The sequence below is a fragment of the Paraburkholderia unamae genome (genome assembly GCF_003096875.1).
GTDB classification, from domain to species: domain Bacteria; phylum Pseudomonadota; class Gammaproteobacteria; order Burkholderiales; family Burkholderiaceae; genus Paraburkholderia; species Paraburkholderia unamae.
Genome location: NZ_QEOB01000054.1, coordinates 1 through 13826, shown reverse-complemented (window position 1 = coordinate 13826; position 13826 = coordinate 1). Strand labels below are relative to the sequence as shown.

The following is a 13826-nucleotide window of genomic DNA, read 5'->3' as shown; positions in this document are numbered from 1 at the left end:
CAGTCGCTCACTCAAAGCTGACAGGTTCTGAATAAATTCAAAAACCTGACTTACTTTAGTGTGAGACTCTTGATACTTTCGCTACTCCCGACTTCGCTCCGAAGAACAAGGTCAGGCCGCGTCACCGCATCAAGCGCCCACACTTATCGGCTGTAAATTTTTAAAGATCGATCGCGAAGTTGCCGTTAGAACTGCTTGACTACCGGCTTCTTTCTGCGTTGCTGCGTCAGCAGCAGAGAAACGAGATTATGAAGAATCTTTTTCGCTTCGTCAACCCCTTTTTTTCGCTTACCGCTTAAAAAGCTGTCGACTCCTGCGTCCACCGGTTTCCGCGGCGGCCCTCGCAAACCCGGATGTCAGAGACATCGAACTGCGAAGGGGGCGAATCTTAACGCCACGCCAGCGAACCCGCAAGCCCTTCTTCATCGACTCAACAAAAAAGGAGGCGCACTGTGCCTCCCTACATAGCAGATCGAGTCCTTACGTTTTCGAGCCGCCCTTCGGCGGCCGCTTGAACATCGCCTTGCACGGCGGCGACAGCTCGTCATAGTGCTGCTTCATGCATGCCGCGATCTTCTCCTTGTTCGGAATCTCGCTCGCGCAGAAGTGAAACGCATCGCCGCGGCATGCGTGCTCCTGTTCGTCGCGCGACGCGCCGACGCTCGCCATCGCACAAGTCAGGCCGACCAGCAGCGCGCCCGTTTTCATCATGCCCATGCGCGGCTTCATCATGGCGTTCTCCTCGTGATGAGTGTGACGCATCACTCTGCAAGGGCCATTCCCGGCACGCCGCTTGCAGCACTGCGCTCACTTCCCACGATGAGGCGCTGCGCTCGCGCAGCGCAAATGCCATGAAACCATCGATCACCCGCATCATCGCGCTCTGCTCGGCCATCGCCATACCCGGCATCCCGCTTGCCGCCCACGCGGACGACAGCGCCAGCCCCTGCGCCGCGCTCAAGCGCATCGTCGCGGCCGCACCGCAGCATTTCAGCTCACTCAGCCCCGACGACGGGCGCGCCGTCGCTCAACCCTACGGCGACGACGCGCAATGCGCGGCGAGCGGCGGCACCTATCACTGCATCTGGAGCGTGCGCGACGCCGGTTCGGGCACGAATGCGCTGGAAGGCGTGGGAGCGGACATCGCCTCGTGTTTGCCCGATGCGACGCACGATGTGAATTCGCCGGGCCGCCAGCACTTCTATCTGGGGCAGCGCGGCAGCCGCACGGAAATTACGGCGCAGACGGACGGCGCGGCGAAAGTGAAGCTCAGCGTCTCACATCAATAGGATCCGTCGGCCGCGCGCTCACGAGCGCGCCGCTCCATCGGCAGCCACCCGCCGCCGCGTCGCCCCGGCCGCCCGCGCGGCACCCTGCCGACGGCCGGTGAGCACCGTCTGGACGATGACCGCCGCGAGCAGGAACGCCCCGCTCGCAAGGTTCTGATAGTAGGGGCTCAGCGTGCCGACCTGATTGATGACGTTGTCGATCACGCCGAGCAGCAACACGCCGGCCAGCGGCCCGGCCATCGTCCCCACGCCGCCGGTGAGCAGCACGCCCCCAATCACGGCCGCCGCGATCGACTGCAATTCGTAGCCCGTGCCCGCGCCCGACAACCCCGAATCGAGATGCGACGCCAGCAGCGCGCCGGATAACCCGGCGAGCGCGCCAGAGAGCCCGTACGCGAGCACCTTCACGCGCTCGACGCGCACACCCAGCATGCGCGCCGCCTCCTCGTTGCCGCCAATAGCGAAGATGGCCGCGCCGAAGCGCGTGTGGTTGAGCAGCGCCGCGCCGAGCGCATAGACCACGATGAGTATCCAGATGAGGTTGTTGACGCCCAAGATCGATCCGTTGGCGATGCGCGCAAAAAAGCCCGGATTGGCGATCAGCAGATCCTGGCTCGCCAGCACGAGCGCGAGGCCCTTGAGCCCGAGCAGCGCCGCAAGCGTGACGATGAACGGCGCCATGCGCGCGCGGGCGATCAGCAGGCCGTTGCCCAGCCCGACCACAAAGCCCGCCGCCACCGGTGCCAGCATCGCGGCGCCCCATCCATACGGCGCGGCATAGGCGGTCAGCACGGTGCCGAGCCCGACCATCGACCCGACCGAGAGATCGAAGCCGCCCAAAATGATGACGATGCTTTGCCCCACGGCGACGAGGCCGAGGAACGCGCCGTTCGAGACGATATCGGCGAGATTCGCGGGCCGCAGGAAATCGGGGAACACCATGCCGGCCACGAGCGCGACGACCACGAGCATGGCGATCGCGCCGCGCGACTGCACGAGCGCGATCAATTGCGTGCGGCGACCCGCGCCCGGCGCGGCGGCGGTGGATGTGGGCGCGTCCAGCCGGGCGGATTGAGTGGGCTTCGGCATTGCGTCAGCCTCCCGAGCGTTGCAGATAAAGCGCGACGACGATGAACACCGCCTTCAGGATCTGCGCGTAGGTGAAGCTGATGTTGTTCATGATGAAGCTCGCGTCGAGCACTTGCAGCAACAGCACGCCGAACACCGCGCCGACGATCGAAATGCGGCCGCCCGAAAGCGGCGTGCCGCCGATCACCGAAGCCGCGATCGCGTCGAGCTCGAAGTTCACGCCAACGTAATTGGGATCCGCCGCGCCGAGACGAGACGAGGCGAACACCCCGGCGAGTCCCGCGAACGTGCCGCTCACCGCATAGACGAGAAAGAGCGTGCGCCGCACCGGAATGCCCGCGAGGAACGCAGCGCCACGGCTCGCGCCGACGAGAATCGCATAGCGCCCGAAGGTCGTGCGCCGCACCACGAACGCCACCACCGCGGCGAGCGCGAGTGCGATCAGCATGACGATGGGCAGCGGCCCGAGCGCACCCGCGCCGAGCAGGTCGAACGCGGGCGTGTCGGGCAGATTGACGCGCGAACCGCCCAGCAGCGCCTGCGCGAGACCGCGCGCGGCGACCAGCAGCGCGAGGCTGGAGATCAGCGGGTCGATCGCGAGCAACGCCACGAGCAGGCCATTGCACAGGCCGACCACGGCGCCCACCGCAACCGCCCCCACGAGCGCCGGTCCCACGCCGTACGGCAGAAACACGGCGACCGAAGCGCTCGCGAGCGCCATCACCGATCCCACCGAAAGGTCGATGCCGCGTGTGGCAATCGCCAGATTCTGGCCGAGCGCGATCAGGACGATCGGGGCCGCTTCGAAAAGCAGGCTGCGCGCGGCGAACGGATTCGAGAAGCCGGGCGTCACCGCGAGATTGAACGCCACGAGCGCGGCAAGCGCAAAGTACACGCTGTGCTCGCGCAGCACCGTGCGCCAGGCGTGCGCGCGCGGCGCCTCGCCGGGAGCTGAAGCCGCGGAACGGTTCGGGGAACCAGGGGAGTTCGAGGAACTCAAGCTTGCCTCGTTCGATTCAGGACGGGTCGCCATCGGAGCGGTCGTGGTCGAGTGTGGCTGAATGGGCTTCGCGCTGCTCAGGCATTGCCGCCGCCCTGATCCGCGCCGTTGCCGGTGGCCGCGCCCGCCAGCACGGCGAGCACGTCGTCCGGGTGCGCGCCGGCGGTCGGCATGCCGCCCTGGGTCGCGCCTTCGTTGAGCACCACGAGGCGGTCGGTGAGCGCGAGCAGTTCTTCCATCTCCGACGACGTGACCACCACCGCGAGTCCCTCGCGCGCCAGTTCCTGCACGACGCGATGCACTTCCTCCTTCGCGCCGACGTCGATGCCGCGCGTGGGATCGTCGAGCAGCAGCACGGTTGGACGCGTCGAGAGACAGCGCGCGATCAGCGCCTTCTGCTGATTGCCGCCCGAAAGCGTGGTGATGAGCGCGCCGGGGCCGGCCGTCTTGATGCCGAGACGTTCGATGGACTCGCGCACCAGTTGCGCCTCCTTCGTGCGCGAGATGAAGCCGAAGCGCGAGATGCGCGGCAACAGGCTCGCCACGATGTTCTCGCGCACCGAGAGGCGCGGAAAGATGCCTTCGGCGCGGCGGTCTTCGGAAAGAAAGGCGAGGCCGCGTCCGATCGAGCGTGCGGGAGTCGCATGCGCGAGCGCGCGCCCGGCGATGTTGACCTCGCCGCCGTCGGCCTTCTGTGCGCCAAAAATTGTCTTGAAGGTTTCCGTGCGGCCCGAGCCGAGCAGCCCTGCCAGCCCGACGATCTCCTTGCGCGCCACGCGCAACGACACATCGCGCACACGATTGCCCCATTCCAGATGATCGACGGCGAGCGCGGGCGTCGCATCTGCATCCGCCTGGGCGGCGCCCGAGCGCTCGGTCCATGCGTGCTCGCCCGCGCTCTCGCGGCCGAGCATCGCCGCGATCAGCGCCGCGCGCGGCAGTTCGCCGGGCGTGCCCGTGCGGACCACCGCGCCGTCGCGCATCACCGTGAAGCGGTCGCACAGCCGGTAGCATTCGGACAGCCGGTGACTCACGAACAAGAGCGCGATGCCCTCGTCGCGCAGCCGGTCGACAACTTCGAACAGCACGTCCACTTCCGCGCCGCTCAAGGCCGAAGTCGGCTCGTCGAGGATCAGCACGCGCGCACCCAGCGACACGCCGCGCGCAATCGCCACCATCTGCTGCGCCCCGAGTCCGAGCGAGCCAAGCCGAGCAGCCGGATCGACCGCGAGCCGGTAACGCTGCACGATTTCGGCGGCGCGCTCGAGCATGCGCCGCCGGTCAATCAGGATGCCGAATCGTTTCGGCTCGTGACACAGGAAGATATTGTCCGCCACGCTGCGCTCCGGTATCAGGTTGATTTCCTGATACACGGCGCACACGCCCGCGCCCTGCGCAGCGCGCGGGCTGTCGAACGCAACGTTCGCGCCGTCGAGCGTGAGCGCACCCGCGTCGGGCTGGTGAAACCCGGTGAGCACCTTGATCAGCGTGGACTTGCCTGCGCCGTTCTCGCCCACGAGGCCATGCACTTCGCCCGCGCGCAGCGTGAGCGAAACGTCGCGCAGCGCCCGCACCACACCGAAGGTTTTCGAAACGCCGCGCGTTTCGAGCACGGCGCTCGGCGTGGTGGAAGCGGCGCGATTTGCGGTGGCGCGCGTCGTCATCGTGCGGGCGCGGCTCAGTAGACCTTGCCTTGCGCGAGCGACGGTTGCGCGTTGGTCCTGTCGAACAGCGCGTCGTCCATGATCTGCTTCTGCGGCACCGGCCGGCCCGCGAGATAGTCTTCCAGCGACTTGAAGGCGAGCGGGCCGAAGCGCGGATTCGTCTCGACGTCGGCGGCCACGATGCCGTTCGAGATATCCGTGACGATCTCCTTCGTGCCGTCGATCGAAACGATCTTCACGCCGTTGAGCTTGCCGGCCTGGCGCAGCGCCTTGATCGCGCCCACCGTCATCGTGTCGGCGTGGGTGTAGACGGCGTTGACGTCCGGGTGCGCGAGCAGGATCTGCTCCATCACTTTCTGCGCCTCGGTCGTCGACCAGTTCGCAGTCTGCGCCGCGGCGATCCGCATGTCCGGGTAGGCCTTGAGGCCGTTGGCGAAGCCGTCCGTGCGCTGGCTTTCCACGGTATTGCCATAGCCGCCCTGAATCTCGGCGATGACCGCCTTGCCGCCGGTGGCGTCGGCGAGCGCCTTGGCCGCGCGCTCACCCTGCTTGTAGAAGTCCGAGCCGAGGAACGTGATGAAGTCGGTGCAGACCGTGCCCGCCGTCTGCCGGTCGATCGTCACGACCGGAATGCCCTTCGCGCGCGCCTGGGCGAGCGCAGGTTGCAGGCCCGTGGAGTCGTTGGGCGCGATGATGAGCGCCTCGGCGCCCTGGTTGATCATGCTTTCGATGTCGGCGACCTGTTTGGCCTGGTTCGCGTTGGCGTTGGTATACAGGAGGCGCTTCACGCCCGCTTCCTTGGCCGCCGCGCGCACCGAGGCGGTCTCGGTCGCACGGAACGGGTTCTGCTCGTTTTCCGATTGCGAGAAGCCCACCACCATGTCGCTGAGCTTCTTGCCGCCCGGCTTGGGATTCGTGCAGGTCTCGCTGGAATTCGCCTGGACTTTCTGCGCGCCGGAATCGGACTGCGCGTACGCGCTCGCGGCGAAGGTGCTCGCGAGGCAAAGGCCGGCGGCAATGAAGGCTGACTGGATTCGTTGATGACGCATGGCTGTCTCCTGTGTCGACCACACAGGACGCTCTAGCGCCTGGTGCGGCTCCACAAAGCGATGAATGACATCGGCGGCGCGGGTTCTGGGCCCGCCCCGGTTCTTGTTGTCTTTCCTGATTCATCCGGCGCGACGATGCACGCAACAGCAAGCCACGCATCACGCCGAATTATTACGGCCACTGCTTCAACTAATATTACCAGTCAAATTTAGTTGATATTAATGAGGGTATTTACGGGGGAGGCGGGGTCCGGCGCGCACACCGAGGTGCGTTCGATGAGCGGCCCGTCGAGCTTCACGGTGCGGTGGCGCACGGGCGCGCCGGCGCTGCGGTTCTGTTCTTCCTGTAGCAGCGTTTCGACGGCCCAGCGGCCGAGCTCGTAGTTGGGCAGCACGACGGTGGTGAGCGGTGGATGCGTATGGCGCGCGATTTCCTGGTCGTCATAGCCCATCACCGAAACGTCTTCGGGCACGCGCTGCCCGAGTTGCTTGAGCGCCTCGATCGCGCCGATCGCCATGAGGTCGTTCGCGCAGAAGATCGCGGTGGGCGGATTCGGCTCGCGCATGAGCGAGAGCGTGAGCTCGAAACCCTTGCCGGAGCTCCAGTCGCCGTCGCGCACGAGACGCTCGTCGAACGGCAGGTCGGCAGTCGCGAGCGCCTGACGGTAGCCCTTGAGACGGTCCTTCGCGGCGTCCTGCCAGGTCTCGCCATTGATGAAGCCGATGCGGCGGTGCCCCGCCTCGATCAGGTATTCGGTGGCCGTATGACCGCCCGCCACTTCGGCCGGCACGACCGAGGAAAGCGCGTGATCGGACGAGTAGCAGTTGAGCAGAACGGCCGGCACTTTCAGCAGCGCGGGGGGCACCGCGACCTTGCGCGTGTACACGGTCGCGTAGATCACGCCGAGCACGTTCGGCATGGCGAGCGTTTGCAGCACCTGCTGCTCCATCTGCGCGTTGCCGTGGGTCGAGAACACCGCGAGCAGGCAGCCGTTGTTCCAGGCGGCGTCGCGCGCGCCGTCGATGCTCACCACGGGGTGCGGGCTCGTCGACACTTCATCGGCGATATAGACGATCAGGTTGCGCTCGCCAGCCGGCGCGGGCGTCTGCACCGCGCGAATCGGCAACTGATAGCCGAGCGACTGCGCGACTTCGTGCACCTTCTGGCGCGTGGCTTCCGAGAGCTTGGCGCCGACCGCGCCGTTGAGCACGAGGGAAACCGTGGATTGCGACACGCCCGCGGCCTTCGCGATGTCGGTCATGGTCGGGCGGCGCTGCGTCGATTTTTTCATCGGATGTGGGGGCGGCTGCGGATAGGCTGCGCGGCGCGGCGGCGCGCGCTCGGGGCCGCGCTGTTGGCCCGAAGCGTAGCATTAATAATTTGGGCCATCAATTGGCGTATGTCACCATTTTTCCGGCGCTGCATCGATCGGATCGAGCGACTATATTATCTTTTATTAGTAATAAATCATTCGTCGGGAGCGCGCTCATTTGACCTCCAGATCGACACCTTCGCGCTTGCCGGCCGCCGCGCAGGCGACCTTCGACACCGCCGCGCTCGACGACGGCCAGCTCGTCACGCTCGCCCACGGCGAAACGCGCGCGCTGGTCGCGCCGCACGTGGGCGGCTCGATTGCCGCGTTCTACGACACGGCCGGCCACGCGCCGCCGTTTCACTGGCTGCGCCCGGCCACGCGCGCCGCCCTCGACGCGCGCGATCCGCTCGGCATGGCGAGCTTTCCGTTGATGCCGTACTGCAACCGCATCCGTGACGGGCGCTTTCGCTTCGAAGGCGAGATGATCGACCTGCCGAGCGGCACGGGCGCGCTGCGCCATGCGCTGCACGGCCACGCGTGGCGGCGGCCGTGGACCGTCGAAGCGCGCACGGACAGCACGCTCACGCTGCACTTTCTGCACGAGCCGCACGCATTCACAAGCTCGCATGGCCCGGACTCGCATGCGGGCACGGGCTGGCCGTTTCGCTATGAAGCGCGCCAGCATCTGACGCTCGACGCCAGCGGCCTTACCGTGCGCCTGTGGGCGCGCAACCTGGCCGCGCGGCCGATGCCGTTCGGCCTGGGCCATCACCCGTACTATCCGCGTCCGTCCGGCACGCGCATCGCCGCGCGTGTGCGCGCGATGTGGGAGATCGATGCGGAAGTCCTGCCGGTTTCGCTCAACGCCCATCCGGCCGTGGACGCGTTGCAGGCCGGACTGCTCGTCGACGACTTCGATCTCGACAACAACTTCTCCGGCTGGCGTCACGAGGCGCAGATCGAATGGCCGCACGAAGGCCGCCGCCTCGCGCTGCGCGCGAGCGCGCCCCTCGACTTCTTCGTGCTGTTCAGCCCGCCCGGCTTGCCGTACTTCTGCGCGGAGCCGGTCAGCAATACGACGGACTGGCTCAATCTTCGCCATGCAGGCACGGCCCAGCGCATCGACGTGGGCGGCACCGTGCTCGCACCCGGCGAGACGCTCGAAACCCAGCTTGCCTGGCTGCCTGAAAGGCTTTGAAGCGGCGGCCTTGAAGCTGCGGCACCGCGCCGGTTCCCGATTCCAGCAAGCGTCGCACTGCGGTTACTATTCCAGGTTGAAAGCCAAACCAGAAAACGCGGCTCGCCTGCGCGCGCCGCCACAACGACAACCTTGAATGGAACCCGTATCGGCGTGAAAGCGCCAACGCGGGTCGACAGGAGACAACACCATGGACCGCCCACGCGCCGTCAACGTCCAGACCTTCATCAACGAGCATCCGTTCTCGCCGTTTCAGTGGTTCATCTTCGCGATGTGCTTCGTCATCGTCCTGCTCGACGGTTTCGACACGGCCGCGATCGGCTTCATCGCGCCTTCGCTGCTCGGCGAATGGGGCATCTCCAAGCCCGCGCTGGCCCCGGTGCTGAGCGCGGCGCTGTTCGGTCTCGCTTGCGGCGCGCTCGTCTCGGGGCCGCTCTCCGACCGCGTCGGGCGCCGCTCGATGCTGCTCGGCGCCGTGCTGCTGTTCGGCGCGACCTGCCTCGTTTCGGCGTTCTCCACGAGCATCGGCGAACTCACGTGGCTACGCTTCGTCACCGGCGTGGGCCTGGGCGCGGCCATGCCCAATGCCGTCACGATGATGGGCGAATACTGCCCCGACCAGCGCCGCGCCACCATCATCAATCTGATGTTCTGCGGCTTTCCGCTTGGCGCGGCCTGCGGCGGCTTTCTCGCCGCGTGGATGATTCCGCACTTCGGCTGGCGCAGCGTGCTCGTGCTCGGCGGCGTGACGCCGCTTTTGCTCGCCGTGCCGCTCTTTTTGCGCATGCCCGAATCGGTGCGCTACATGGTTGCGAACCAGCGCCCCGCCGAGCGCATTCGCGCCGCGCTCGCGCGCATTTCGCCGGACGCCGCCCAGGCGCAGGTGTTCACGATGACCGAAAACACCCCGCACACGCAGGGCAAGGGACTCGGCGTCGTGCTCTCGCCCATGTACCTGGTCGGCTCGCTCATGCTGTGGGTCGCGTACTTCATGGGGCTCGTGATCTTCTACGCCTCGATCAACTGGATGCCGCTGCTGCTCAAGGACGCCGGCCTCGCGCCCGCGAGCGCCACGCTCATCTCGGCGCTCTTCCCGCTCGGCGGCGTGGGCGCGGTGCTGTGCGGCGTGCTGATGGACCGCTTCAACGCGAACCGCATCATCGCCGTGTGCTATGCGCTCACCGCGCTTTCGGTGTGGCTCATCGGCCAGGCGGTGGGCAACGTGGGCCTGCTCGTGCTCGTGGTGTTCGTGGCCGGCGTGCTGATGAACACGGCGCAATCGTCGATGCCCGCGCTCGCCGCCGCGTTCTACCCCACCCAGGGGCGCGGCACGGGCGTGGCCTGGATGCTCGGCATCGGCCGCTTCGGCGGGATTGCGGGTTCGTTCCTCGTGGCCGAGCTGGCGCGCCGCCACTTCACGTTCGCGGGCATCTTCGCGACGGTCGCCGTCGCGGGTCTCATTGCGGGCGCGGCGCTGCTCATCAAGCAGGCCGCGCGGCCGCAGGTCAGCGGCGAGGCGGCGGCGAAAACGGAGTCGTTCGGGCACTGAGGCCCGAACTCGCGCACGGCGGCGCAAGCCGCCGTGGCATCAGCCGCCGAGCGCGGCGAGATTCAGCGTATGCGAATGGCCGATCCACACGGCGGCGTCGCGATGGTCGCGCAGCGCATCGGACGTGTTCGGATGCACGAACACGTCGAGCGAGCCGTGATTGAGCGTGAGCCACGCGACGATCTCGGCGAAGCGCTCGCGCGACATGGCGAGTTGATACGACCACATCGGGTGCGGGCCGACCGGGCGCTCGTGAAAGCGGCCGATCTGCACGACCTGGCCAAAGCGCGCCTCGATCGCTTCGCGCAGCGTCCATGCGGCGTCGCGCGTCGCCGCGTCGAAATAGATGTGCGCGTGCCAGCTGGTGATATCGGCGGGATCGAGGTAGTTCATGGCGGGACAGGACTGCGGTAAGGGTTCGAAGCATCATTGTCCATCGAATGCCCGCGCCGCGCAGGCGAACGCACACCGTTACGCTTCAGTGCGCGCCGTTTGAATACGTGTCGCCCACCATCAGGCGCACGATTTCATCGCCGTCGGTCTCGGCCACGCGCCGCTCGCCCGCCACTTCGCCGCGCCGCAACACGACGATGCGCTGCGCCACGGCAAAAATATCGTGCAGATTGTGCGAAATGAGGATCACGGCCACGCCCTGCGACTTGAGCGCGCCGATCAGCTCCATCACCTTGCGCTGCTCGGGCACGCCAAGCGCCGCCGTGGGCTCGTCCATGATGAGCACACGCGCGTTCCAGTAAATCGCGCGGCCGATCGCAATGGCCTGGCGCTGGCCGCCCGAGAGCATTTTCACCGGGCCGCCTAGCTTGCGCGGCGGGATCACGATATCGAGCCGTTCGAGCACCTCGCGCGCGACCCGCGCCATCTGCGGGCGATCGATCACGTTCAAGCCGAACAGCCGCCGCACGGGCTCGCGCCCGAGGAAAATGTTGCTGCCCACGTCGAGATTGTCGGCGAGCGCGAGATCCTGATAGATGGTTTCGATGCCTTGCGCCCGCGCGTCCTGCGGGTCGCGCAGTTGCAGCGGACGGCCTTCGAAATGCAGTTCACCCGCGTCGGCTCGATAAACGCCGGAGAGAATCTTGATGAGCGTGGATTTGCCCGCGCCATTGTCGCCCGCGAGCGCGAGCACTTCGCCCGGCATGAGCCGCAGCGAAACGCGCTTGAGCGCCTCCACGCCGCCAAAGCGGATCGACACATCGCGCGCCTCGAGAATCGGCGTGACGCCCGCGTCGCTCATTGCGCGCCTCCCAGCCGTTCCTTGTACTGGTCGATGAGTACGGAAAGAATAATGACGATGCCGACCACGATGAACTGCCAGAACGCGTTCACGTCGATGAACACGAGTCCGAATTCGATCACGGCGATGATGAGCGCGCCGATCAGCGTGCCGATGACATTACCCGTGCCGCCAAAGAGGCTCGCGCCGCCGATCACGACCGCCGCGATCGAATCGAGCAGCATGGGCTCGCCCGCGTTCGCCGCGCCGGCCGCGAAGCGCGCCGTGTAGACGATGCCGCCTACCGCCGCGAATGCCGCGGCGATCAGATAGATCGCAAACAGATGGCGGCGCACGTTGATGCCCGCGCGTATGGCCGACTGCGGATTGCCGCCTATCGCATAGGTGTACTGACCGAAGCGGGTTTGCGAGAGCACGAAATGCATGATGGCGAGCAGCACGGCCGTGAGGATCACGGGCGTCCAGCCGCTGCCGAGCCATGCGAGACCGGCATTGTTGACTGCGACGGTCATGCCGCTGCCCGCGGCGAGAAAACCCGCGCCGCGCGCGACGCCATACATGCCGAGCGTGCCGATGAAAGCGGGCACGCCCAGTCTTGCGATCAGCACGCCGTTCACGAAGCCCGGAATCAGGCACACGAGCATCGTGAGCGGAATCGACATCAGCAAGATCCACGGCGAAGCGCCGCCGGGAATCGTGAACTGCGCCACGCACACGGCCGCGAGGCCCATCACGAAGCCCACCGAAAGATCGATGCCGGCGGTGATGATCACAAAGGTCTGGCCGATGGCGAGCAAAAGCGGGGCGCTGGCCGCGAGCCCGATCGATTGCAGGTTGTACGCGTTGAACACGAACGAGCGATGCGCCGATATCCGCGCCCACGCCTCGAAGAATACGAGCAGCGAGCCGAGAAAGAGCCACGGCCACACCTTGCTGACGAGCGCGAGCCGGTCGAGACGTTTGTCGTTCATGTCGTGGGCGTGAAGGGCGCGGCCGGGGCGTTCAGTTCGAGTAGATGTACTGCTTCATCTCCGGCTTGTCGATATTCGACTTGTCGAGCACGACGAAGCCCGTGCCCTTGTAGGTGGGGATCTTCTTGCCGTGAATCACGTCGCCGGCGAACTTCACGGCGTCGTAACCCATCTGGTCGGGAAGCTGCGCAATGGCGATATCCACGAGACCGCTGCGGATCTGCTCGTCGATGCCGGGCACGGCGTCGAACACGACGACCTTCACCACGCCCTGCTTGCCCGCGTTCTTCACGCCTTGCGCCGCGCCTGCGCCCGAAAACGTGTTGGCGCCGAACACGCCCGCGAGATCGGGATTGCGTGCGAGCACGGCAGCCACGTGCGAAGCGGCGCGATTGGCGTCATCCTCGTTGTATTGCGTCTCCAGCACCTTGATGTTGGGGTGCTTCTTCATCTCTTCCATGAAACCTTGCGCGCGCGCGTCGGTGCTGGAAATGCCAGGCTTGTTGTTCTCGCAATAGACGGTGCCCTTGTCGCCGATCGCCTTGGCCAGCGAACGCGCCGCCACGCGGCCGCCTTCCAGGTTGTCCGAAGCAATATAGGAGAGCGGGAAATCGGCGTCACCCTTGCCGGTTTGATAGTGTCCGTCGCCGATATAAGTGTCGACGGTGATGACCTTGATGCCGGCGTCCGCGGCTTCCTTGAGCGGGCCGATGAGCTGTTGCTTGTCGACGGGTGAAACGAGCAGCACGTCGGGATGCTTGGCGATGAAGGCCTTGAGAATCGGCACCTGCTCGGTGGTGTTCCAGGCCTTCGGCACCTGGAACAGCAACTGGATGTTTTCTTCCTTCGCCGCGCGCTCGGCGCCGCGATGCATGGTGAAGTAGAAGGGATCGGTGACGCCGGGCAAGAGCGCGACAACGGGGTGCGCCGCATCTGCGTGCGCCACGCCGGGCAACATCCCGAGCGCGGCGACGGAGATCGTGGAAAAAGCCATCAGACAGCGGAGAGCGTTGCGCAACATGTTTGTCTTCCTCCAAATGAGTCCGACGCACGGCGCCCAATCTTCCCGAGGCGACGACGCCCGGCAGCAGTGGCTCAGTATACTGAGGCGCACTGCCGCCGGGCCTGGTGTTTTCCTGCACTCTCAGCGCTGTTTATGCGCGGCAGATGCGACCGTCCCGATTTGTGGGACGACTGACTATTTCATTGCAGGAACAACCGATACGCCGGGTTGCTCGTCTCTTCCCAGTGCGGATAACCGAGCGTGGCGAGGAAGCGGCGGAACTCGGCGTCTTCCGCTGCGGGCACTTGAATGCCCACCAGAATCGAGCTATAGTCCGCGCCCTGGTTACGGTAGTGAAAGAGGCTGATATTCCAGTTCGGCGCCATCGACGAGAGGAAGCGCATGAGCGCGCCCGGCCGCTCCGGAAACTCGAAGCGGAACAG

The 13826-nt window shown here is 66.2% G+C and carries 13 protein-coding genes and 1 pseudogene; 3 read left to right on the top strand and 11 right to left on the bottom strand.

All coding sequences use genetic code 11. The features are described 5' to 3' along the window. Positions 1-480: 480 nt before the first annotated feature. Positions 481-711 carry a hypothetical protein gene (locus C7402_RS45890; RefSeq protein ID WP_208949110.1) on the bottom strand — a complete coding sequence of 77 codons (231 nt, stop codon included), beginning with the start codon at positions 709-711 and terminating at the stop codon, positions 481-483. A gap of 140 nt (positions 712-851) precedes the next feature. On the opposite strand from C7402_RS45890, the gene C7402_RS45885 reads away from it, so the two are divergent. Then, the gene (locus C7402_RS45885; protein ID WP_116615284.1) at positions 852-1289 is read left to right on the top strand and encodes a hypothetical protein; all 438 of its coding nucleotides are present in this window, start codon (positions 852-854) and stop codon (positions 1287-1289) included. An 18-nt stretch (positions 1290-1307) separates the two neighbouring features. Here the strand turns inward: C7402_RS45885 and C7402_RS45880 are convergent, their stop codons facing one another. The 5 genes from C7402_RS45880 to C7402_RS45860 form a co-directional block, all read right to left on the bottom strand. Further along, a complete protein-coding gene (locus tag C7402_RS45880) occupies positions 1308-2378 on the bottom strand; it encodes an ABC transporter permease (RefSeq protein ID WP_116615283.1) in 1071 nt (356 codons plus the stop codon). Positions 2379-2382: 4 nt separating this feature from the next. Continuing rightward, positions 2383-3138, bottom strand: coding sequence for an ABC transporter permease (locus tag C7402_RS45875; protein ID WP_425273832.1), 756 nt, complete (start codon positions 3136-3138; stop codon positions 2383-2385). A 317-nt stretch (positions 3139-3455) separates the two neighbouring features. Further along, a complete protein-coding gene (locus tag C7402_RS45870) occupies positions 3456-5042 on the bottom strand; it encodes a sugar ABC transporter ATP-binding protein (protein ID WP_116615281.1) in 1587 nt (528 codons plus the stop codon). A gap of 14 nt (positions 5043-5056) precedes the next feature. Then, a complete protein-coding gene (locus C7402_RS45865; protein ID WP_116615280.1) occupies positions 5057-6091 on the bottom strand; it encodes an ABC transporter substrate-binding protein in 1035 nt (344 codons plus the stop codon). Positions 6092-6300: 209 nt separating this feature from the next. Continuing rightward, positions 6301-7383 carry a LacI family DNA-binding transcriptional regulator gene (locus C7402_RS45860; protein WP_116615279.1) on the bottom strand — a complete coding sequence of 361 codons (1083 nt, stop codon included), beginning with the start codon at positions 7381-7383 and terminating at the stop codon, positions 6301-6303. A gap of 199 nt (positions 7384-7582) precedes the next feature. Here C7402_RS45860 and C7402_RS45855 point away from each other — a divergent pair, with 199 nt between their 5' ends. Further along, positions 7583-8605, top strand: coding sequence for an aldose 1-epimerase (locus C7402_RS45855; protein WP_244315127.1), 1023 nt, complete (start codon positions 7583-7585; stop codon positions 8603-8605). 190 nt (positions 8606-8795) lie between these two features. Next, positions 8796-10154 carry an MFS transporter gene (locus C7402_RS45850; protein ID WP_116615278.1) on the top strand — a complete coding sequence of 453 codons (1359 nt, stop codon included), beginning with the start codon at positions 8796-8798 and terminating at the stop codon, positions 10152-10154. 39 nt (positions 10155-10193) lie between these two features. Here the strand turns inward: C7402_RS45850 and C7402_RS45845 are convergent, their stop codons facing one another. From C7402_RS45845 to C7402_RS45825, 5 genes and pseudogenes are all read right to left on the bottom strand, one after another. Beyond that, positions 10194-10547, bottom strand: coding sequence for a DOPA 4,5-dioxygenase family protein (locus tag C7402_RS45845; protein WP_116615277.1), 354 nt, complete (start codon positions 10545-10547; stop codon positions 10194-10196). A gap of 85 nt (positions 10548-10632) precedes the next feature. Further along, the gene (locus C7402_RS45840; RefSeq protein ID WP_112178338.1) at positions 10633-11409 is read right to left on the bottom strand and encodes an ATP-binding cassette domain-containing protein; all 777 of its coding nucleotides are present in this window, start codon (positions 11407-11409) and stop codon (positions 10633-10635) included. Continuing rightward, positions 11406-12380, bottom strand: a complete 975-nt coding sequence (locus tag C7402_RS45835; RefSeq protein ID WP_116615276.1) for an ABC transporter permease subunit — start codon at positions 12378-12380, stop codon at positions 11406-11408. The genes C7402_RS45840 and C7402_RS45835 overlap by 4 nt, the downstream gene beginning before the upstream one ends. A gap of 31 nt (positions 12381-12411) precedes the next feature. Then, entirely contained in the window at positions 12412-13401 is a 990-nt protein-coding gene (locus tag C7402_RS45830) for an ABC transporter substrate-binding protein (protein ID WP_208949109.1), read from the bottom strand. A 182-nt stretch (positions 13402-13583) separates the two neighbouring features. Then, positions 13584-13826 (bottom strand): annotated as a pseudogene (locus C7402_RS45825) (threonine ammonia-lyase, biosynthetic); the annotation flags it as partial.